The organism is Streptomyces sp. NPDC051909 (assembly GCF_040681095.1).
Taxonomy (GTDB): domain Bacteria; phylum Actinomycetota; class Actinomycetes; order Streptomycetales; family Streptomycetaceae; genus Streptomyces.
Map to the genome: position 1 here is coordinate 23135 of NZ_JBFAYA010000031.1, position 21414 is coordinate 44548.

A 21414-nucleotide genomic window follows, 5' to 3' on the forward strand; every position below is an offset into this window, starting at 1 on the left:
CCGGCTGTGCTCGAGGGTCGGGCCGTACCCCGGTCAGGCCGATACGGTATGGCGCGCGGTCCAGCCGGCCCAGGCCGAGCTGATCATGTCGCGGACGTCGTGGCGGGCCTGCCAGCCGAGCTCCGACTCGATACGGCCGGCGGAGGCGACCACACGGGCCGGGTCGCCGGCGCGGCGCGGGGTGACGGCCGGGTCGACGCTGTGGCCGGTGATCTCGTTGATCAGGTCGACCATCTCGCGGACGGAGACGCCCTCGCCGCGGCCGATGTTGACGGTGAGGTCGCGCGGCTCGCCGGCGGCGGCCCACTCGGCGAGCTTGCGGGCGGCGACGAGGTGGGCGTCTGCCAGGTCCTCGACGTGGATGTAGTCGCGGATGCAGGTGCCGTCGGGGGTGTCGTAGTCGTCGCCGAAGATCCGCGGGGACTCGCCGGCGTCGAGCCGCTCGAACACCATCGGGACCAGGTTGAAGACGCCGGTGTCGGCGAGCTCCGGGGTCGCGGCGCCGGCCACGTTGAAGTAGCGCAGGCAGGCGGTGGAGATGCCGTGGGCCTTGCCCGCCGCGCGGACCAGCCACTCGCCGGCCAGCTTGGTCTCGCCGTACGGGCTCATCGGCAGGCACGGGGTGTCCTCGGTGACGAGGTCCACGTCCGGCATGCCGTAGACGGCGGCGGAGGAGGAGAACAGGAAGTTGCGCACACCGCCGGCGGCGACGGCCTCGAGCAGGACGGTCAGGCCCACCACGTTCTCGCGGTAGTAGTGCAGCGGCAGCTCGACGGACTCGCCGACCTGCTTCTTCGCCGCCAGGTGGACCACGCCGGTCACACCGTACTCGGCGATGGTCTTGTCGAGGACCTCACGGTCCAGGGTGGAACCGACCACCAGCGGCACACCGTCCGGGAGGCGCTCGGCGTAGCCGGTGGACAGGTCGTCGAGGACGACGACGCTCTCGCCCGCCTGCGTCATGGCGCGCACGACGTGCGAGCCGATGTAGCCCGCGCCGCCCGTGATCAGAAAAGTCATCGTGTTCCCTAGCCCTTTCCCTGCAATGTGCCGGCGAGCCGGCCGAGCTTGGCCCCCACCGCCTTGAGCCCGTCGCGGGGCCCCGGGGCGATCCGTACCGCCAGCGAACCGTTCGCCGTCGTGTACTGCTGGACCAGCACTACACCGTACCGGCTGCTCGGCAGCACCGACCGGCGCGCGCCGCCCGCGAGACGCGGGACGGTGGTGAAGGAGGCGTCGTCCGCGCAGTCCACGGTGATCCTCAGGTCCCACACCTGGGTGCCGCGGGTGCCCCGGCGGCGGCCGGTGCGGGCGAGGCCGGTGAAGCTCGCGGGAATGCGGGCGGTCCAGCCGTCCGCGCCCTCGGTGAGGGTGACGCGCTCGGTGCGGGCGGGCTCGGCGGCGCCCCTCGGTACGAAGCCGACCCCGGCGGTACGGGGGCCCGCCGCGCGGACCCGGCCGTACAGGTCGCGCAGGGTCAGGAGCAGTTCGCCGGCTCCCGTGACGCTGGTGCGCAGGGAGGCGTCGACGACGAGCGGAAGGGCGTCGAGCGGGGCGGTGTCGACGCCGTCCAGGACGGCGCCCGGCAGGTCCTCCGCCCAGACGGCGGCCCCGTCCACGCGCGCGTACGGAGGCAGCAGGAGTCCGGGGTTCGCGGCGAGGCGGGCCGTCCGGGTCAGGTCGCGCGGCTCGGCCGCGGCGAGCAGCAGGCGGGCGAGCCAGCGGGCGGGGACGGCCGCGGCGGCGATCTCGCCCTCGTCGAAGCCGGTCAGGTACGTGCGGGTGAGCGTCCACCAGTCCTTCTGGTACGCGGCGCCGCGCTGCGGCAGCTCGCGGGCGTAGAGCCGGACGTCGTGCTCCAGGAACTTGGTGCGGCAGGCGGCGGCGAGTTCGGCGCGGCCGGCGCCGGCGAAGGCCGCGACGGCCTGGCGGTGGGCCTCGATGCGGGCGGTCCAGTTCTCGACGCCCTTGCGGTCCAGGGAGATGGACAACTGGGCGGCGGCGCGGCGCACATGCCAGACGTAGACCGTGTCCGGGATCACGGCGATGCGCGGCGCGGCGGCCAGCACGCGCGCGCTGAAGACGAAGTCCTCGTAGACGAACCGGCCGTCGGGGAATCGGATGCCGTGCTCGGCGAGGAAGGAGCGGCGGTAGACCTTGTTCACGCAGAGGGTGTCGTGCGTGTACGGGGCGAGGGCGGCGGCGCCGTCGCGGACGGCCGCGTCCGCGTACAGGTCCGGCTGCCACGGCACGTCGCGCCCCTCCGGCAGCTCCCGGCGCACGCACAGCCCGGCCGCGACCGGCGTCTCGTGCCGCTCCGCCGCCGCCACGAGGGCGTGGGCCGCGCCCGGCGGAAGGACGTCGTCGCTGTCCAGGAACATCACGTAGGGGGCGGTCGCCGCGGCGATGCCGTCGTTGCGCGGGGTGCCGCAGCCCCCGCTGTTGCTCTCCCGGTGCACCACCCGCACGCGCGGGTGCAGCGCCGCGAGCTCGTCGAGCACCTTGCCCGTACCGTCGCTCGACGCGTCGTCCACGGCCACGACCTCGGCGACCACCGCCCCCTGATCGAGCGCGGATCTGATCGCCTCACCCACCAGTTCCTCGTCGTTGTAGGCGATGACGACGACGCTGAGCCGACCGTCGATGTCGGGCGCGGAGGCGGCGGGGCTGAGACTCACATCAGAATCCTACGGGAGCCCCTCCGCCCCCCGGCCCGGCAGCCGAGCGGCTGCGCCGGACTCCGTCCGCCGGTACGCGACGGGCCCCGCCCGGACGGGAAAGTCCAAGCAGGGCCCAGGAGCACGCGCAGCCGAACAGGCCTAGAACGGGTTGAACTCGTCGAACTCCCGCTGCACGTCATCCCGCTCCGCCTCGCGGTCACGGCGGCGCTGAGCCGCCGGACGCGGGGCCTCGAGGCGGTGGGCTGGATCGTCCACGGCCGCCCTCGCACCGCTCGGCCCCAGGGGGCCTCACGGGCTTCGGACGGCTGCGCCGGACTCCGTCCGCCGGCACGCGACGGGCCCCGCCCGGACGGGAAAGTCCAAGCAGGGCCCAGGAGCACGCGCAGCCGAACAGGCCTAGAACGGGTTGAACTCGTCGAACTCCCGCTGCACGTCATCCCGCTCCGCCTCGCGGTCACGGCGGCGCTGAGCCGCCGGACGCGGGGCCTCCAGGCGGTGGTCCTCGCCGCGGCGGCCGAGCATTTCGGCGCCGGAGACCATGGAGGGCTCCCAGTCGAAGACGACCGCGTTCTCCTCGGGGCCGATCGCGACGCCGTCGCCGGCGCGGGCGCCGGCCTTCATCAGTTCGTCCTCGACACCGAGGCGGTTGAGGCGGTCCGCGAGGTAGCCGACGGCCTCGTCGTTGTTGAAGTCGGTCTGGCGGACCCAGCGCTCGGGCTTCTCGCCGCGCACGCGGTAGAGGTCCTCGTGCTCCTCGTAGGTGACGGTGAAGCCGGCGTCGTCGACCGCCTTCGGGCGGATGACGATGCGGGTCGCCTCCTCCTTCGGCTTGGCCGCGCGGGCCTTCGCGACGATGTCGGCGATCGCGAAGGACAGCTCCTTGAGGCCCGTACGGGCGACCGCGGAGATCTCGAAGACGCGGTAGCCGCGCTCCTCCAGGTCCGGGCGGATCATGTCCGCGAGGTCCTTGCCGTCCGGGACGTCGATCTTGTTGAGGACGACGATGCGCGGGCGGTCGCCGAGGCCGCCGTACTGCTTCAGCTCCTCCTCGATCGCGTCGAGGTCGCTGACCGGGTCCCGGTCGGACTCGAGCGTCGCGGTGTCGAGGACGTGCACGAGCACCGAGCAGCGCTCGACGTGGCGCAGGAACTCCAGGCCCAGGCCGCGGCCCTGGCTGGCGCCGGGGATGAGGCCGGGGACGTCGGCGATGGTGTAGACGGTCGAACCGGCCGTGACCACGCCGAGGTTCGGGACGAGCGTCGTGAAGGGATAGTCCGCGATCTTCGGCTTGGCGGCCGAGAGGACGGAGATCAGGGAGGACTTGCCGGCGCTGGGGTAGCCGACGAGCGCCACGTCGGCGACCGTCTTGAGCTCCAGGACGATGTCCTCCAGGTCACCGGGCTCGCCGAGCAGCGCGAAGCCGGGGGCCTTGCGGCGGGCCGAGGCGAGCGCCGCGTTGCCGAGGCCGCCGCGGCCGCCCTGGGCGGCGACGTACGTCGTGCCGTGGCCGACCAGGTCGGCGAGCACGTTGCCCTTCTTGTCGAGGATGACGGTGCCGTCGGGCACGGTCAGGACCAGGTCCTGGCCGTCCTTGCCCGCGCGGTTGCCGCCCTCGCCGGGCTTGCCGTTGGTGGCCTTGCGGTGCGGCGAGTGGTGGTACTCGAGCAGCGTGGTGACCGACTGGTCCACCGTGAGGATCACATCGCCGCCACGGCCGCCGTTGCCGCCGTCGGGGCCGCCGAGCGGCTTGAACTTCTCCCGGTGGACGGAGGCGCAGCCGTGGCCTCCGTTACCCGCGGCGACATGCAGCTCGACGCGGTCCACGAAGGTGGTCATGGTTGTGCCTCCAGAAAGCTAGAGCGAAAGCGAGAAGCTATGGGTGGGAATGTCTATCTAGTAACACGCGAAAGGCGGACCCGCTTCCCTTACGGGAAGTGAGGTCCGCCTCCGCCAAGCTGTTCCGATCAGGCGACCGGAACGATGTTCACGACCTTGCGGCCACGGAAGGTGCCGAACTGCACCGAACCGGCCTGCAGGGCGAACAGCGTGTCGTCGCCACCGCGACCGACACCCGAGCCCGGGTGGAAGTGGGTGCCGCGCTGGCGGACCAGGATCTCACCCGCGTTGACGACCTGACCGCCGAAGCGCTTCACGCCGAGCCGCTGGGCGTTGGAATCGCGACCGTTCCGGGTGGACGATGCGCCCTTCTTGTGTGCCATTGCTCAGTCCCTCTTTACTTCGCGGCCGTCGGGATGGACGTGACCTTGATCGCCGTGTACTGCTGACGGTGACCCTGGCGACGGCGGTAGCCGGTCTTGTTCTTGTAGCGCAGGATGTCGATCTTGGCGCCCTTGGTGTGGTCCACGACCTCGGCCTGGACCTTGATGCCCGCCAGGACCCACGGGTCGCTGGTCACGGCGTCGCCGTCGACGACGAGCAGGGTCGAGAGCTCGACCGTGTCGCCAGCCTTGGCGGTGGAAATCTTGTCAACCTCAACGATGTCGCCGACAGCAACCTTGTGCTGGCGACCACCGCTGCGCACGATGGCGTACACGCGGATCTCTCTCTCACTCGGTAAAGGGACCTCTGACGCCAGCCGCCCTGCCCTGACGGACGTACGGCCTCTCCCGGCGTGAGCCGGGAGGAATGTGCTCAGAGGTGGTGACGTGCCAGTCGACACGCCGACGGTCTAGGTTACGGGCGGGCCCGGGAGGGGGTCAAATCCCCGGCCGCCCCGGTGGTCAGACGGTCCCGGTGCCCGCGTCCGTCTCGGCGACGAAGGCCTTGAGCCAGGTACGGAAGTCCGGGCCCAGGTCCTCGCGCTCGCAGGCGAGCCGCACGATGGCGCGCAGGTAGTCGCCGCGGTCGCCGGTGTCGTAGCGGCGGCCCTTGAAGACCACGCCGTGCACCGGCCCGCCGAGCTGCTCGTCCGCCGCCATCTTCTGCAGGGCGTCGGTCAGCTGGATCTCGCCGCCGCGGCCCGGCTCGGTCCCGCTCAGCACGTCGAAGACGGCCGGGTCGAGGACATAGCGGCCGATGATCGCGTAGTTGCTGGGCGCCTCGGCCGGAGCCGGCTTCTCGACCAGGCCGGTGATGCGTACGACGTCGGCGTCGGCGGACGGCTCGACGGCGGCGCAGCCGTACAGGTGGATCTGCGCCGGGTCGACCTCCATGAGGGCGACGACGCTGCCGCCCTGCTCGGCCAGGACCTCCAGCATCCGGGCGAGCAGCGGGTCGCGCGGGTCGATCAGGTCGTCGCCGAGGAGCACCGCGAAGGGCTCGTCGCCGACGTGCGGCTGCGCGCACAGCACGGCGTGTCCGAGGCCGCGCGGGTCGCCCTGGCGCACGTAGTGCATGGTGGCGAGCTCGCTGGACTCCTGGACCCGGGCCAGGCGCTCCTCGTCGCCCTTGCGGACGAGCGCCTCCTCCAGCTCGTAGTTCCGGTCGAAGTGGTCCTCGAGCGGGCGCTTGTTGCGGCCCGTGATCATCAGGACGTCCGACAGCCCGGCCGAGACCGCCTCCTCCACCACGTACTGGATGGCCGGCTTGTCGACGACCGGCAGCATCTCCTTGGGCGTCGCCTTGGTGGCCGGCAGGAAGCGCGTGCCGAGACCTGCGGCCGGGATGACGGCCTTGCGCACGCGGGGAGCGGGGGTGTTGTTCATCGGGCTGGGTTCCTGGTTCCGATCCTGGGTGAATGCCGTGTGGACCGTCCTCGGCGGAGGACGGTCCACACGGGTCGCGTCGGGGACTGGGTCAGTCCTGCGCGGGAGCGGCGGTCTTCTTGGCGGCCTTCTTGGCGGTCGCCTTCTTCGCCGCGGTCTTCTTGGCCGCCGTCTTCTTGGTGGCGGCCTTCTTCGCCGTGGCCTTCTTGGCCGTCTTGCGGGCCGCCGCCTTCTTGGCCGGGGCGGGAGCCTCGGCGGCCTCCTCCGCGGTCTCCGCGGTCTCGGCCGGGGCGGACGCCACGACGACCACGGCGGCCTCCTCGGCACCGGTCGGCGAACCGGCCGGGGCGGTGGCCTTGCGGACCACCCGGCGGCGCGCCCGCGGCGGGGCGGTCACAGGGACCTCCTCGACGACGGGCTCGGCGACCGGCTCCACCGTCTCGGCCGGGGCGGCCGGGGCCTCCTCGGTCACCGGCTCGGCGACGGCCTCGGGAGCCGGGGCGGACACCTTACGGGTGGCACGACGACGGGTACGGGGCGCCGGGGCGGCCTCCTCCTCGGCGACGGGCGCGACGACCGGCTCCGGCGCCGCGACGGGCTCCTCGGCCTTCGGCTCCGGCTTCGGCTCCGGTACGACGACCTCGTAGGTCTCCGTCCCGGTGACCGCCGGCGAGGCGACGGGCGCGGACACCCGGCGGGTCGCCCGGCGCCGGCCGCGACCGCGCGTGGCGGCCGCCTCGGCCTCGGCGGCGCTGCCGTACAGCTCCTCGTCCGGGGCGATCGGTTCGGGCAGGGCCACCGGGGCGGCCAGCTCCGCGGCGACCTCGGCCTCGGTCTCGGCCTCCGTCGTCTCCGGCTCCGCCGCCTCGGCGTGCTCGTGCTCGTGGACGTGCTCGGCGCCGCGGCCGCGCTTCTTCGAGCGCTTGCCGCCGCCACCGCCGCCGTGGGTGGCGGGCTGCTCCATGTGGACGATGACACCGCGGCCGTTGCAGTGGACGCAGGTCTCGGAGAAGGACTCCAGGAGGCCCTGGCCGACCCGCTTGCGGGTCATCTGCACCAGGCCGAGCGAGGTGACCTCGGCCACCTGGTGCTTGGTCCGGTCACGGCCCAGGCACTCCAGGAGGCGGCGCAGCACCAGGTCGCGGTTGGACTCCAGGACCATGTCGATGAAGTCGATGACGACGATGCCGCCGAGGTCGCGCAGCCGCAGCTGGCGCACGATCTCCTCGGCCGCCTCCAGGTTGTTCCTGGTGACGGTCTCCTCGAGGTTGCCGCCCTGGCCGGTGAACTTGCCGGTGTTGACGTCGACGACGACCATCGCCTCGGTCTTGTCGATCACCAGCGAGCCGCCGGACGGCAGCCAGACCTTGCGGTCGAGCGCCTTCATCAGCTGCTCGTCGATCCGGTACGTCGCGAAGACGTCGACCTCGCTGGTCCACTTGGACAGGCGGTCGGACAGGTCCGGGGCGACGTGGTTCACGTAGCCGTGGATGGTCTCCCAGGCGTCCTCGCCGCTGACGATGACCTTGGAGAAGTCCTCGTTGAAGATGTCGCGGACGACCCGGACGGTCATGTCCGGCTCGCCGTAGAGCAGGCTCGGCGCGGAGGTCGAGATCTGGTTGGCCTTCTTCTGGATGTCGGCCCACTGCGCCTGCAGGCGCTCGACGTCGCGGCGCAGCTCGTCCTCGCTCGCGCCCTCGGCGGCGGTGCGCACGATGACGCCCGCGTCCTCGGGGACGATCTTCTTGAGGATGGTCTTCAGACGCGCGCGCTCGGTGTCCGGGAGCTTGCGGCTGATGCCGGTCATGGAGCCCTCGGGCACGTAGACCAGGTAGCGGCCGGGCAGCGAGACCTGGCTGGTCAGGCGGGCGCCCTTGTGGCCGATCGGGTCCTTGGTGACCTGCACCAGGACCGACTGGCCGGACTTGAGGGCGGCCTCGATGCGGCGCGGGCCGTTGCCCATGCCGAGCGCCTCGAAGTTGACCTCGCCGGCGTACAGGACGGCGTTGCGGCCCTTGCCGATGTCGACGAAGGCGGCCTCCATCGACGGCAGCACGTTCTGGACCTTGCCCAGGTAGACGTTGCCGACGTACGAGGTGGCCTGCTCCTTGTTGACGTAGTGCTCGACGAGCACGTTGTCCTCGAGGACGCCGATCTGGGTGCGCTCGCCGTTCTGGCGGACGACCATGACGCGCTCGACGGCCTCGCGGCGGGCCAGGAACTCGGCCTCGGTGATGATCGGGACGCGGCGGCGGCCCTGCTCGCGGCCCTCGCGGCGGCGCTGCTTCTTGGCCTCCAGGCGGGTGGAGCCCTTGATGGACTGCACCTCGTCGGACGGCTCGGCCTTCTCGCGGGCCGGGCGCGGCTCGCGGACCTTGACGACCGTGCGGACGCCGTCCTCGTCGGCGGCCTCGGACTCACCGGCGGTGTCACCGCTGCGGCGACGGCGACGGCGGCGACGGCGGGAGCTGCTGGAGCCGCCCGCGGCGCCCTCGGCCTCTTCGGCCTCCTCGCCCTCTTCGGCCTCCTCGCCCTCGGTGTCCTCGGCGTGGAACTCCTCGCCCTCCTCGGACTCCTCGGTCTCCTCGGCCTCGGCGAGCTCACCGCGGCGCCGGCGGCGGCCACCGCGACGGCGGCGGCGGGACGGCCGGTCCTCGTACTCGTCGCCCTCCTCGGCCTCGCCCTCGACCTCGGCCTCCGCCTCGGGGGTGGACTCGACCTCGGGCTCGTCGGCGACGGTGGCCGGGACCGGCTCGACGGCGACGGGCTCGCCGCGGCGGCGGCGACGGCGGCGGGAGCGCGGGGACTCCTCCTCGACGACGGGCGCGGCGGCCTCGACCTCGGCGGTCTCCTCCTCCGGCTCCTCCTCGGCGACCTCGGCCGCGGCCATGGCGGCGGCGGTCTCCGGGGTCTGGAACATCGGCTCGGTGAAGACCGGGGCCTGGAAGACGGCGACGGCCGGGCGGGCGGCACGGCGGCCGCGCGGGGCCTCCTCGGCCTCCTTGGCCGCGGCTGCCGGGGCGGCCTCGGTGCCGGCGGTGAACTGCGGCGAGGACGCGCGGCGGCGGGTACGGCCACGGGTGGCGGCCTGCTCGGCGGCGGCGACCTCGACGGCGTGCGAGGCGATCTCCTCGACGGTGTCCTCGGGCAGCGCCTCGCCGGAGGTCTCCGCGGCGATCTCGGCGGCGGCGTCCGCGGTCACGGCCTCGGCCGGGGCGGGCGCGGCGACCTTGCGGGTGGCACGGCGGCGGGTACGCGGGGCCGGAGCGGCCTCCTCGACCGGCGCGGCCTCGGCCACGGGCGCGGCGACCGGCGTGGTCTCCACGGTCTCGGGGGCCGGGGCGGCGGCGGCACGGGTGGCGCGGCGGCGGGTGCGCGGGGCCGGGGCGGCGTCGGGCTCGGCGGCCGGCTCCTCGGCGGGAGCCACTGCCTGGGCGGCCTCGGGGGCCGGGGCGGCGGTGGCGCGCGTGGCGCGGCGGCGGGTACGGGGCGCCGGGGCGGCCTCGGGCTCGGCGGCCGGCTCCGCCACCGGGGCGGCGGTCTCGGCCTCGGCCGGGGCGGGGGTGGTCTCGGGCGCGGCGACCTTGCGGGTGGCGCGGCGGCGGGTACGCGGGGCCGGAGCGGCCTCCTCGGTCGGCGCGGCCTCGGCCACGGGCGCGGCGACCGGCGTGGTCTCCACGATCTCGGTGGTCTCGGCGGCGGCCTCGGCCGTCACCGGCGGACCGGCCGGCCGGGACGCGGCGCGGCGACGGCGGCGCGGCGGCAGCTTGTCACCGGGCGCGGTGCCGTTCTCGTTCTCTTCGTGCTGTTCGAGCATGCGGGCGGTTCTCCCGTCACGCTCCCGGGCGCCGCGCCTTGTTCCGGTCCGGCGGCACGGACGCGCGTGAAGCGCGGTGCCGCCGTCCGGGGCGCGGGCGCCGCACGGGAGCTTAAGTGTCTGGCTCGCCGGTTCCGTACGCCTTCTGCGGACGGCCTGGCGAAAGTCTCCTGGTCAGTGCGCTGCCCGACCCAGGTGGCTCCCGAGTGCCAGGGCGGCGCTGCGACGACGCTCCCTACGCGGTGCCCGCACCCGGCGCCGTCGCAGAAGCGGTCGCGGCGGCCGTGGGTGGAGCGGCCGTGACTGCCTCGCGGTCGGGCGCGAGCGGGTCGGTCACCGTGCCGGACTCCTCGTCGAAGAGCCCCTGCGCCAGCCTGGTCACCGCTGCGGGGACCGGCGGCGCCAGGTCGGCCACAGCTCGGAGACCGGACAGGACGTCGTCGGGTCGCACGGCAGGTGCTACGTGCCGAACAACCAGCCGCAGTATCGCACAGGCGCCGTCCAGCGGCCCATCACCCCGGGGATCGCCCTGGGCGGGGGTCGCGGTCAGCTCCACGACGGCACCGCGGGTGTCGAAGGTGCGGATTCCGTTCTTGGTCTTGCGCTGTACTTCCACGGTCTCGGCCGCGAGAAACGCCTCGACGGCCTTGCGGGCCGTGTCGGCGTCGACGCCGTCGAGGCGCAGCTCCCACACGGAGGCGGTGAGCCGGTCGGCGAGGCCGGAGGTCCGGGCCTCGACGGCGTCGACGATGTCGAGACCGGTCGGCATGGACTCGTCGAGCATGGCCCGCAGGGTCTCCGGGTCGCGGGCCGCGGTGAGCGCGATCTCCAGGTACTCGGCCTCGGAGCCGGTACCCGTCGGGGCGGCGTTGGCGTACGACACCTTCGGGTGCGGGGTGAAGCCGGCCGAGTACGCCATGGGCACCTCGGCACGGCGCAGTGCGCGCTCGAAGGCGCGCTGGAAGTCACGGTGGCTGGTGAACCGGAGGCGGCCGCGCTTGGTGTAGCGCAGTCGGATGCGCTGCACCGCCGGTGCGGGCGGCGGGCCTTCGGGCTGTCGCTTGCCCAGTGGTTCTTCTCCTCGGTGCGGGGCGGGCGCGGCCGTCCGCGCCGCCCTCGAAATGCGGTGGTGCCCTGGGGGGCCCGCCCGGCTCACCCCTGCTTGTGCAGGGAGATCTCGGGTGCGGGCACCGCGCCGGGGACGTTCGTTGTACTACCCAGAGTACGCGCACCCGCCACCTGCGGTTCCCCGCCCCGGTCCGGCTCCGCCCCGCCGACGAGCGCGCGCCAGGCATCCTGGCGGGCCCGGCGGACGGTGTCGCGGGCCTGGGCGAGCGCGGTGCGCGTGGCGTGGCGGGCCTGGGCGAGCGCGGTGCGGGCCGGGGTCCAGACGGCGTCGCGGATCCAGTGGCCGACGGGGGTGCAGACCTGGCGGTACGCCCAGGCGGCGGGGCGGCGCACCAGGTTGCGGCCCAGCCAGGCCAGCGGCCGTACGAGCAGGATCCGCAGCGCCCACCCGATCGCCCGCCCGACGGCCCGCGACACGAAGCCGGCGGCCCGCCAGCAGATCCCGACGGCGTCGCGCACCTCACGCCCGAGCGGGGCGAGCACCCGGCGCCACAGCCAGCCGGCGGGGCGGACGATGCCGTACGTGACGAAGGGCACGAGCAGATAGCGCCACAGGGCGGCGAACGGCCAGGCGACGACGATCCCGGTCCAGCGGGCGGCGACGGCGAGGGCGCGGCCGAGCTGCGCGCCCGCCCAGGCCAGGCCCTGCCAGATCCCGCCGAAGAACCACGCGAGCCCCCGCCCCAGGCCGGTGAACACCCAGGCCAGACCGTGCCCCGTACGAGTGAGCAGCCAGCCGATCCCCCGACCCAGCGGCGCGAGCACCGCGCCGTACAACCAGACCACCGGGGCGACGATCACGTACCGCCACAGCATCGCCAGCGGCCAGGCGACGGCCCGGCCGAGGACGGTGAGCAGCCAGCCGATCCCCCGGCCCAGGCCGGTGAACACCCAGGCCAGACCGCGGCCCAGCGGCGCGAGCACCGCCCCGTAAAGCCACACCACCGGGACGACGATCACGTACCGCCACAGCATGACGAAGGGCCATGCGACCAACCGGCCGAGCCAGGCCGCGGCCAGGCCGAGGGTCCGGCCGAGGGGGCGGAGGACGGTGCGGTCCAGGAAACGGGCGGTGGTCTTGAGGGCGTCCCAGGTCATACGGACCGGGAGGATCAGGACCAGCACCACGATCCGCACCGGGATGCGGATCAGCGCGTGCGGGGCGGCGGGCGGGGGCGGCGCCGGGTTTTCCGTGCTCATGAGGGGAGGGACGCGGACGGCCCGGCGGAGGGTTCTCCCTCCGCCGGGCCGTCACCCGATCTGTCACCCGATCGCAATACCGGGACTGCTACTTCACGACCGTCAGCGGCAGCAGCTTCTTGCCCGTCGGGCCGATCTGGATGTGCGTGTCCATCTGCGGCCATAGCAAGACAGCCCCACATCCAACCTGTAGGCTCCGCGACCATGAAGACGTACGACATCGAGAGCGAGTGGACCGCCTCGGACCTGGCCCTTCTAGAGGACCTGAAGAGAGCGGAGACCCTGCTCCCCGAGGACGCTCCGCGCGCGCTCCTCTCCGTCCGCCTGTCCGTACTTACGGAAGACACCACCTCACCCGCACGACAGGAACTCGACCTGCGTCTCCTGGCGAGAGAGAAGGGGTACCGCGTCGTCGGCGTCGCCTCCGATCTCAACGTGTCGGCGACGAAGGTTCCGCCGTGGAAGCGGAAGGAGCTCGGGGAGTGGCTCAACAACCGGGCTCCGGAGTTCGATGCTCTGCTCTTCTGGAAGCTCGACCGCTTCATCCGTCGCATGACGGACCTGTCCACGATGATCGAGTGGTGCGAGCGGTACGGGAAGAACCTCGTGTCGAAGAACGACGCGATCGACCTCAGCACGACCGTGGGCCGGATCATGGTCACGCTCATCGGCGGCATCGCCGAGATCGAGGCGGCGAACACGTCGACCCGCGTCACGTCACTGTGGGACTACACGCGCACGCAGGACTCATGGCTCGTGGGCAAACCGACGTACGGCTACGTCACGACGAAGGCGGACGGCAAGCCGGCGCTCGCCATCGAGCCGAGCGCACACGGGGCGCTGCACTGGGCCCGGCGCATGGCGCTCCGGGGCGTCTCCGCCCGCCGCATGGCCCTCTGTCTCGTCCGCTCCGGACTCATGTCGACAGGACTCACCACGTCGACTCTCCTCCGACGCCTACGTAACCCCGCGCTCATGGGCTACCGGGTCGAGGAGAACAAGCAGGGCGGGAAGCGGCGGAGCAGGCTCGTCCTCGGCAACGACGGCAAACCGATTCGGGTCGGCCCCCCGATCTTCACCGAGGAGGAGTTCGAGACTCTGCAAGCGGCACTCGATCGCCGGGGCAAGAGCCAGCCCACCCGGCAGGCGGGCGGAGCGACGCAGTTCCTCGGTGTACTGATCTGCGTCGACTGCTCGACCAACATGACCGTGCAGAAGAACATGAGCAACGGCCGGAGCTACACCTACCTTCGCTGCGGCAAGTGCAAGGGCGGCGGGCTCGGCGCGCCCAACCCTCAAGACGTCTACGACGTCCTGGTGGGCGACGTGCTCCGTGTGCTCGGTGACTTCCCCGTCCAGGTCCGGGAGTACGCGAAGGGAGCCGAGGCGCGCGCCGAGGTGAGGCGGCTCGAAGACGCCATCTCCTACTACATGGCGGAGCTCGAACCAGAGGGCCGCTTCTCGAAGACGCGGTTCACTCGCGAGCGGGCGGAGAAGACACTCGACAAGCTCACGGAAGAGTTGAACGCCATCGATCCTGAGACCACGCAAGACCGTTGGGTCCTCGTGCACAACGGCAAGACCTTCCGGGAGATGTGGGAAGCGGGCGGCATGGAGGCCATGGCTGAGGACCTGCGCCGCGTGGGCATCTCGTGCGAGGTGACCCGTACGAAGGTCAAGGGGGTGCGCGCCCCGTCCGTACATCTGCGCCTGAAGATCCCCCGCGACGTACGCGAACGCCTAGTCATCAAGGGCGACGACTTCGCCGCAAGGCTCTGACAAGGAAGCCGGGACAGACGTCTCCGGGCGGCTCGGTCAGCCATGCCCGGAGGTGTTCCGGCTTGACGGGCCGCCCGGGCTCCGGATAGGAAGACTCTCCCGCTCCTTCTGAAGCGGACACCGTAGCTCCCGCCGTTCAGCGGCGGTAGAGCTGGCCACTCCGTGAGGGGCCGCGATCCCGAGGGGCTCGCAGGGACGTCGAGGACATCCCGAAGCGCAGGACGGTACTGCGCGACTTCCACCCGACGCTGAGGCGCAGCTCCGTGCTGCCCTCGGCCAGCGCCAGGAGTCGCCAGCCCTTGAACATCACGATCGAAGTCGTCTGGACCTGTGAGGTCTGCACCTCACCCCTCGTCGAGGGAGAGACGCACGACTGCGGCCGTGCCCCGCAGGAAGGGGGTGCGACCGGTGGCTATCAGCTTCGGCCGTGACCGCTCGTGGGGCGCAGTCTCCCAGCACGAGTACCGACGCATGGCGCAGAACCCAGGACACCCTCTCGCCTACCGCGTGCACTTCGCCGCCATCGGATGGGCGGACAGGCAGGGACACGCAGGCTTCGAGCCCGGCCGGCTGGCCACCCTGCTGGGCAAGAACGGCAAGCCACTGTCCGACCAGAGCACCCGTAACGCGGTGGCCCGCGCCAAGGAAGTGGACCTTGTGTCGCCCCGTTCCGGGGCCGCCTGCCTCGTCCTTCCTGCTCACCTGTTCCAGAAGGGCAAGGGCGCGCCGGTCCCCTGCCGCCTCCATCAGGACCGGTGAGCACACGCGGTACGTGTAGTCAGAGCACGTCTGGCGTATACCGGCATGGCACCGGACCTGCGGAAACGTTCGCGTGCTCTCTTATCTATTTGGATCCAGTGCAGCGCGGCCCCTGTCGGGGCCGACTGAGGAAGGCCACGAGGACCAACGCCAAGAGAAGCAGGGGCGCGGCAGCGCCGTACAGGAGCAGGGCAACGGCGCAGAGAGAAGCGGCAGGGGCGGCCTACCGGCCGCCACAGTCGCAGCGCTCAACAGCAGTGCGGCCCCGGAAGGGGCCGACAGGAGCAAGCCGGCAAGACCCGTGGGGGCGCTACCGCGCCCCAATGTCTCAGCCGTAAGGCTCTGCTCCTTGCAGCCTTCCGCCGTCGTGAGCTAGTCAGGGCAAGACGGTGACCAGGTCATACGTCCCGCCGTAACAGTCCGCGGACAGGACAGACGGACCTTGAAACCGTGGCGGAATCTTGGCTGCCAAGACATGGCGGTCCGCCTCGTTGTGCTCAGGGGGTCATCCCCCACCCCTTCGCCGTCGACGTGCTCAGCCGTTTCGGTCAGCGGTCCTCGCCGTTGCCGTGGAGGACGGTTTCGGCGATCTCACGGACGCGGTCGAGAGTGATGCCTGTGCGCTGCTCGACCGCGAGGGGATGATCGGTGGGTTCGAGCTCGATGAAGGGGCGCTGGCCGACCGGGCGGGTGTGAGCGTTCGTCTTCAGGTTGGTGGTGCCGGGCGAGTAGATCGGCAGCTCGGTCGTCAGCCAGCCGAAGTACGGCTTTTCGTCCTCGCGGCCGGGCGTGTTCCACATGTGGGCGGCCCGGGAGAAGCTGTCTCGGCTCAGGGAAACCCAGACTCCCCACGAGAAGACCTCGTCACTGCCGATGACGGGTATCTCGATCAAGCCCTTGATGAAGTAGTGCTGGGCCTTGATGACGCACTGGTCTGAAGAGAGCAGGCTGTCAGATCGGCCTTCGAAGCTCGCATCCCAGACATCGGGGGCCGTGGCGCTGTAGCCCATCGGAAGTTCCGCGTGGTACTCGCCGCAGCACGAACAGGTGTAACCGAGATCGTTGGTCATGCGCGGGAGCCTAGCTTCGCTGCGAAGCGTAACGACGCGACAGAGTCTCGAAAACCAAGGTTTGTGAGACGAGACAGCAGGCACCCCAGAAGGGGGCGCAGCCCTGTTCAAAACCCGTCTCGAAACCTCCGTCTCGGACTTGATCTTTTGAGACGAGTTCTGAGACAGTCCGTGCCATGACGACGAACACGATCACTGGCCAGCTCATCGGTTACGCCCGCGTCTCCACCGACGACCAGGAAGCGCAGCTTCAGTACGACGCGCTGACGGCCGCAGGGTGCGCCCGCATCTTCGAGGACAAGGCCAGTGGGAAGAACACCGACCGGCCGGAACTGACGGCCCTACTGGACTACGCCCGACCGGGCGACGTCCTGTGCGTGTGGAAGCTTGACCGGCTCGGGCGGTCGCTCATCGACCTCGTGTCCATCGTCGACGGCCTGCGCGAGCGAGGCATAGGTTTCCGCGTGCTCGACGGTGCGCTCTCCTCCGTCGACACCACGTCGGCCGACGGTCGCCTGTTCTTCCAGATCATCGCGGCCATGGCGGAGTTCGAACGGTCGCTTATCAAGGACCGCACTCGGGCCGGTCTGGAAGCCGCCATGGCACAGGGTCGTACCGGCGGCCGGCCGTCTGTGGTGGACGAGGACGTGCTCACCGTGGCCCGTGCCAGGAAGGCGAAGGGCGAGAGCATCAGCGCCATCGCTAAGGCCCTCGGAGTCTCCCGAGCCACGCTGTACCGGCACCTGGGAGAGAGCGCCTGAGACAGGCGCACTGGAGTTCAGACAGGCCCTCGGCTTTACGGCGGGGGCCGTTGTCGTACATGGACGCACAACGCTGGTGGACGGCTGCAACGATGCTGGCCCCCTGCCGACCACGGGGGGAGTCGGCAAGGGGCCAGCACAGGGGCGCGTGTCGCTCACGCTGCGCCCCTTCCAGCGCACCTCTGGTGTTGCTCGCCGTCCCTCAGTGCGCCGGGGGTCTCTCCGGCTCGGCCCGCACCACCATGGCGAACGACGTACACATCCGCCGGAAGCCGCGATGGTTACTCAGACCGGTGTGGCTCATGCACTCGACGTCGACCGCCGCACTGTCCGTCGACGGCTCCGCCTTCCACTTGCAGTGCAGGCACTCCGCCTCAAAGGTCACGTCCGTGTCCGGATGCTGCGTGATCCGATGAGCCACGAACCGAAGGGTGGCACGCGCCAGCAGCGTCCCCTGTGCTTGCTCAGCAGGTGGGCACGGAGGGCCACGTTCACATCCGAAGCCTTCGAGTAGTCGCCCACAGAGGTGGCGTTCGCCCTGCCCACCGCGAAGCCAAGGCACTCACGGCAACCCGACACGGGGTCCGGAGGTGGAGACGGAAGGGACAGGTGTACGGGTCCCGACATGGTGGTCTGCTCGCTGCTCATCTCGTACGCCTTCCGTGCGTTCTCCGATGGCACGGCATCCTTGCCCGCTGGCAGGGGGCGATTCGAGGTTCAGTCGCGTACTGGACTAAAGATCAGGACCGGAACGCCATCGCCCACTCGGCCAGCCGTTCCCGCGCGTCTTCGCCAAAGAGGGCGCTCTCGTCGTAACCAGCGAGTTCATCGAGGTACATCCGGACGTCCCTCGGGTCGCGGAACACCAACACCCCCGCCGTCGTCTCCACCGTGGCCAGCCGCTCGTCATACACGGTGAACGTGTTCAGCGGACACCCCGGCAGGCGCGTTTCGATCGGGAGCACGCCAAGACACACGTTCGGCAGGTGGGTCAGCGAAGCCAGCCGGTCGAGCTGGACAGCCATGGCATCCGGGGAGACAAACGGGGAGCGGGCCGCCTGCTCGGTGACGATGAAGGTGAACTTCTTCCGGCGGTCGTACAGGACCTCCTGCCGCTCCAGCTTCCTCGCCACGGCCTTGCTGTGGTCCCCGGGGATGTGAGCGAGGCTGGCTCTGATGTACTCCGGAGTGGAGAGCAGGGCCGTGAGCATCGAAAGCAGGAAGAACCGGAACTCCGTCGAAGACGCTTCGAGCCCGGCCAGCTCAAGCTGCTTCTTGTCCAGACCCTTCCGCCGCATCGACCGTACGTCCTGCCACTCCGTAGTGGCGATGCGGGCCAGCGCGGACACCTCGGCGACCAAGGCCGGCGGGGCGTCCAAGGCCCTGAGGATGCGCTCTATGTTCCACCAGGGACGGGCGCACCTTCCCGCTCTCGATCCGGCTCACCTTCGACTGCGACATGTTGCAGCGCGCGGCGAGCCGGTCCCCGGAGAGACCGGCCTCCTTCCGCAGCTTGCACAGTGTGGCGGCGAGTTCCTGGGAGGACTGGCCGAGCTGCTCGGGCTCGAACGTCACTCGGTCACGTACTCCAGGAACGGGACCGATTCCGCGATGGCGATGCGCTGGTATTCGAGGAACGGGGCGGGGTCACCCTCGTACAGCTCCCGCTCGATCTGCGTACCGTCGACCTCGTACTTCATGAGGACGACCGTCGAGCGGTCGAACATCCAGAAGTCCTGGACGCCTGGGAGCGGGTTCGGCCGGTCGGTGATGTCGAGGCTGCGGATGTCCTCCCCCGCCGGGGCCTGGTGCTGGTAGTACCGCTCGAACTCGAACCGCAGGTAGTCCGTGAGCGGCCGGGTGACGATGTGGACGCGGCCCACGTTGCGGGTGCGGACCATGGCCGTCCAAGCGTCCTCGTACGGTCCGGGGAAGCGGGCCCCCGCCTTGAAGGCGGCGAACTCTTCCGCTTCCTGCGGCACGAGGTACTGCGGCAGGGTCTCAAGCCGCCAGGCTTCGGTCTGGAAGGTCTTGAACTTGTCCCCCCAGGCTTCACCATCCAAGAGCACGGACGGCCTCCCGCAGGACTTCCTCGGGGATCTCCACGAGCCCTTCCCCGGCGGGCGGGGTGAAGGCCAAGGACACGTCGCCCTGGACGACGAAGGAGCCGGAGGCAGTGCGGTAGACGTTCGGGCAGTCACCCTGTCCGCAGTTGCCTCCGTTGGTGTTGCCGGTGAGCCGTGTGAGTTCTTCGCGCGCCATGCTGAACCCCCTCGTGCGAGCCCTCTGCGGGCCGGTCGCCACGACCGTACGAGCGGGGCCGATGTGCCGTCTATGCGGAAACGCGACTATGCGCGTTGTCGCATAAACCGGGCCCCGAGAACGCCGAGAGGCGCCCGGACAGGATCGTCCGAACGCCTCTCTACGCCCTACACCCACTCGACCGCCGAGACGATGCCCGAGTCCCGTCGAGGGGCGGGAAGCGGCGTGCGCCGCTCAGGGCGGGGAGCCTGCTCGCGCTCCTTCGCGCCGAGCCCTCGAAGGGCTTCGGCGCGGTCCGCCTCGGGTACGTCGGCAAGCGCCTCAGCCATCCGCCGGATGGCATCGCCGCTGGTCACGGCTACTTCTTGACCGTGAGCGGGAGCAGCTTCTTGCCCGTGGGGCCAATTTGTATAGCCGTGTCCATCTGCGGGCAGACGCCGCAGTCGAAGCACGGGGTCCAGCGGCAGTCCTCGACCTCGGTCTCGTCGAGCGCGTCCTGCCAGTCCTCCCAGAGCCAGTCCTTGTCGAGACCGGAGTCCAGGTGGTCCCAGGGCAGGACCTCCTCGTAGGTGCGCTCGCGGGTCGTGTACCAGGCGACGTCCACGCCGAACTCGGGGAGCGTCTTCTCGGCGCAGGCCATCCAGCGGTCGTACGAGAAGTGCTCGCGCCAGCCGTCGAAGCGGCCGCCGTCCTCGTAGACCGCGCGGATGACCGCGCCGATGCGGCGGTCGCCGCGGGACAGCAGGCCCTCGACGATGCCGGGCTTGCCGTCGTGGTAGCGGAAGCCGATCGAGCGGCCGTACTTCTTGTCGCCGCGGATCTTGTCGCGGAGCTTGGCCAGGCGCTCGTCCGTCTCCTCGGCCGACAGCTGCGGGGCCCACTGGAACGGCGTGTGCGGCTTGGGCACGAAGCCGCCGATGGAGACGGTGCAGCGGATGTCGTTCTGGCCGGAGACCTCGCGGCCCTTGGCGATGACGTTGATCGCCATGTCGGCGATCTGCAGCACGTCCTCGTCGGTCTCGGTGGGCAGGCCGCACATGAAGTACAGCTTCACCTGGCGCCAGCCGTTGCCGTAGGCGGTGGCGACGGTCCGGATCAGGTCCTCCTCCGAGACCATCTTGTTGATGACCTTGCGCATGCGCTCGGAGCCGCCCTCGGGGGCGAACGTGAGGCCGGAGCGACGTCCGTTGCGGGTCAGCTCGTTGGCGAGGTCGACGTTGAACGCGTCCACGCGGGTCGAGGGGAGGGACAGGCCGACCTTGTCGTCCGTGTAGCGGTCGGCGAGGCCCTTGGCGATCTCGCCGATCTCCGTGTGGTCCGCGGAGGACAGCGAGAGGAGGCCGACCTCCTCGAAGCCCGTGGCCTTCAGACCGCGCTCCACCATCTCGCCGATGCCGGTGATGCTTCGCTCCCGCACGGGGCGCGTGATCATGCCGGCCTGGCAGAAGCGGCAGCCGCGGGTGCAGCCGCGGAAGATCTCGACGGACATGCGCTCGTGGACGGTCTCCGCGAGCGGGACGAGCGGCTGCTTGGGGTAGGGCCACTCGTCGAGGTCCATGACGGTGTGCTTGGACACGCGCCACGGCACGCCGGACTTGTTGGGGACGACGCGGCCGATGCGGCCGTCCGGCAGGTACTCGACGTCGTAGAAGCCCGGGATGTAGACGCTGCCGGTCTTCGCGAGGCGGAAGAGGACCTCCTCGCGGCCGCCGGGCCGGCCCTCGGCCTTCCACTGGCGGATGATCTCGGTCATGTCGAGCACGGCCTGCTCGCCGTCGCCGATGATCGCCGCGTCGATGAAGTCCGCGATCGGCTCGGGGTTGAAGGCGGCGTGGCCGCCGGCGAGCACGATGGGGTGGTCGACGGTGCGGTCCTTCGACTCCAGCGGGATGCCCGCCAGGTCGAGGGCGGTGAGCATGTTGGTGTAGCCCAGCTCGGTGGAGAAGCTGAGGCCGAAGACGTCGAACGCGCTCACGGGGCGGTGCGAGTCCACGGTGAACTGCGGCACGCCGTGCTCGCGCATCAGCGCTTCGAGGTCCGGCCACACGCTGTAGGTGCGCTCGGCGAGGACGCCCTCGCGCTCGTTCAGCACCTCGTAGAGGATCATGACGCCCTGGTTGGGCAGACCGACCTCGTACGCGTCCGGGTACATCAGCGCCCAGCGGACGTCGGCGGACTCCCACGGCTTGACCGTGGAGTTCAGCTCTCCACCGACGTACTGAATCGGCTTCTGCACGTGCGGGAGCAGAGCTTCGAGCTGCGGGAAGACAGACTCGGCAGCAGACATCTCGA

At 71.0% G+C, this 21414-nt stretch carries 20 protein-coding genes; 3 read left to right on the forward strand and 17 right to left on the reverse strand.

Annotated elements, in window-relative coordinates; all coding sequences use genetic code 11:
• Positions 1-33 precede the first annotated feature (33 nt).
• From galE to AB0M18_RS32150, 9 genes are all read right to left on the reverse strand, one after another.
• Positions 34-1020, reverse strand: coding sequence for a UDP-glucose 4-epimerase GalE (gene galE, locus AB0M18_RS32110; RefSeq protein WP_365764292.1), 987 nt, complete (start codon positions 1018-1020; stop codon positions 34-36).
• Positions 1021-1028: 8 nt separating this feature from the next.
• On the reverse strand, positions 1029-2678 hold the full coding sequence (locus AB0M18_RS32115; RefSeq protein WP_365764294.1) for a glycosyltransferase family 2 protein: 1650 nt from the start codon (positions 2676-2678) through the stop codon (positions 1029-1031).
• A 399-nt stretch (positions 2679-3077) separates the two neighbouring features.
• Positions 3078-4517, reverse strand: a complete 1440-nt coding sequence (obgE, locus tag AB0M18_RS32120) for a GTPase ObgE (protein ID WP_365764296.1) — start codon at positions 4515-4517, stop codon at positions 3078-3080.
• A 128-nt stretch (positions 4518-4645) separates the two neighbouring features.
• On the reverse strand, positions 4646-4900 hold the full coding sequence (gene rpmA, locus AB0M18_RS32125; protein WP_030494090.1) for a 50S ribosomal protein L27: 255 nt from the start codon (positions 4898-4900) through the stop codon (positions 4646-4648).
• 14 nt (positions 4901-4914) lie between these two features.
• The gene (gene rplU, locus AB0M18_RS32130; RefSeq protein ID WP_265862363.1) at positions 4915-5235 is read right to left on the reverse strand and encodes a 50S ribosomal protein L21; all 321 of its coding nucleotides are present in this window, start codon (positions 5233-5235) and stop codon (positions 4915-4917) included.
• 187 nt (positions 5236-5422) lie between these two features.
• Positions 5423-6346: a UTP--glucose-1-phosphate uridylyltransferase GalU gene (gene galU, locus AB0M18_RS32135; protein ID WP_365764299.1), complete on the reverse strand. Its 924-nt coding sequence runs from the start codon at positions 6344-6346 to the stop codon at positions 5423-5425.
• A gap of 91 nt (positions 6347-6437) precedes the next feature.
• Positions 6438-10163, reverse strand: coding sequence for an Rne/Rng family ribonuclease (locus AB0M18_RS32140; RefSeq protein WP_365764301.1), 3726 nt, complete (start codon positions 10161-10163; stop codon positions 6438-6440).
• 235 nt (positions 10164-10398) lie between these two features.
• Entirely contained in the window at positions 10399-11190 is a 792-nt protein-coding gene (locus AB0M18_RS32145) for a TIGR03936 family radical SAM-associated protein (protein ID WP_365764303.1), read from the reverse strand.
• Between the two features lie 125 nt (positions 11191-11315).
• Positions 11316-12491, reverse strand: a complete 1176-nt coding sequence (locus tag AB0M18_RS32150; RefSeq protein ID WP_365764305.1) for a hypothetical protein — start codon at positions 12489-12491, stop codon at positions 11316-11318.
• 204 nt (positions 12492-12695) lie between these two features.
• On the opposite strand from AB0M18_RS32150, the gene AB0M18_RS32155 reads away from it, so the two are divergent.
• On the forward strand, positions 12696-14270 hold the full coding sequence (locus AB0M18_RS32155) for a recombinase family protein (RefSeq protein ID WP_365764307.1): 1575 nt from the start codon (positions 12696-12698) through the stop codon (positions 14268-14270).
• Positions 14271-14678: 408 nt separating this feature from the next.
• A complete protein-coding gene (locus AB0M18_RS32160; RefSeq protein ID WP_365764309.1) occupies positions 14679-15029 on the forward strand; it encodes a hypothetical protein in 351 nt (116 codons plus the stop codon).
• 548 nt (positions 15030-15577) lie between these two features.
• On the opposite strand, the gene AB0M18_RS32165 is transcribed toward AB0M18_RS32160, so the two are convergent.
• On the reverse strand, positions 15578-16039 hold the full coding sequence (locus tag AB0M18_RS32165) for a DUF2199 domain-containing protein (protein ID WP_365764352.1): 462 nt from the start codon (positions 16037-16039) through the stop codon (positions 15578-15580).
• Positions 16040-16275: 236 nt separating this feature from the next.
• Between AB0M18_RS32165 and AB0M18_RS32170 the strand changes: the two genes are divergently transcribed.
• On the forward strand, positions 16276-16860 hold the full coding sequence (locus AB0M18_RS32170; RefSeq protein ID WP_365764311.1) for a recombinase family protein: 585 nt from the start codon (positions 16276-16278) through the stop codon (positions 16858-16860).
• 202 nt (positions 16861-17062) lie between these two features.
• On the opposite strand, the gene AB0M18_RS32175 is transcribed toward AB0M18_RS32170, so the two are convergent.
• From AB0M18_RS32175 to AB0M18_RS32205, 7 genes are all read right to left on the reverse strand, one after another.
• Positions 17063-17281 carry a hypothetical protein gene (locus tag AB0M18_RS32175; RefSeq protein ID WP_365764313.1) on the reverse strand — a complete coding sequence of 73 codons (219 nt, stop codon included), beginning with the start codon at positions 17279-17281 and terminating at the stop codon, positions 17063-17065.
• Positions 17282-17600: 319 nt separating this feature from the next.
• Positions 17601-18239, reverse strand: coding sequence for a DUF5753 domain-containing protein (locus tag AB0M18_RS32180; RefSeq protein ID WP_365764315.1), 639 nt, complete (start codon positions 18237-18239; stop codon positions 17601-17603).
• Positions 18124-18435, reverse strand: a complete 312-nt coding sequence (locus AB0M18_RS32185) for a helix-turn-helix transcriptional regulator (RefSeq protein WP_365764317.1) — start codon at positions 18433-18435, stop codon at positions 18124-18126. Before AB0M18_RS32185 ends, AB0M18_RS32180 begins: the two co-directional genes overlap by 116 nt.
• A complete protein-coding gene (locus tag AB0M18_RS32190; protein ID WP_365764320.1) occupies positions 18432-18929 on the reverse strand; it encodes a DUF6879 family protein in 498 nt (165 codons plus the stop codon). The genes AB0M18_RS32185 and AB0M18_RS32190 overlap by 4 nt, the downstream gene beginning before the upstream one ends.
• Positions 18913-19122, reverse strand: a complete 210-nt coding sequence (locus tag AB0M18_RS32195) for a hypothetical protein (protein WP_365764322.1) — start codon at positions 19120-19122, stop codon at positions 18913-18915. The genes AB0M18_RS32190 and AB0M18_RS32195 overlap by 17 nt, the downstream gene beginning before the upstream one ends.
• A gap of 167 nt (positions 19123-19289) precedes the next feature.
• Positions 19290-19451, reverse strand: coding sequence for a hypothetical protein (locus AB0M18_RS32200; RefSeq protein ID WP_365764324.1), 162 nt, complete (start codon positions 19449-19451; stop codon positions 19290-19292).
• A gap of 29 nt (positions 19452-19480) precedes the next feature.
• Positions 19481-21409: a TIGR03960 family B12-binding radical SAM protein gene (locus tag AB0M18_RS32205; RefSeq protein ID WP_365764326.1), complete on the reverse strand. Its 1929-nt coding sequence runs from the start codon at positions 21407-21409 to the stop codon at positions 19481-19483.
• Between the last annotated feature and the right edge of the window lie 5 nt (positions 21410-21414).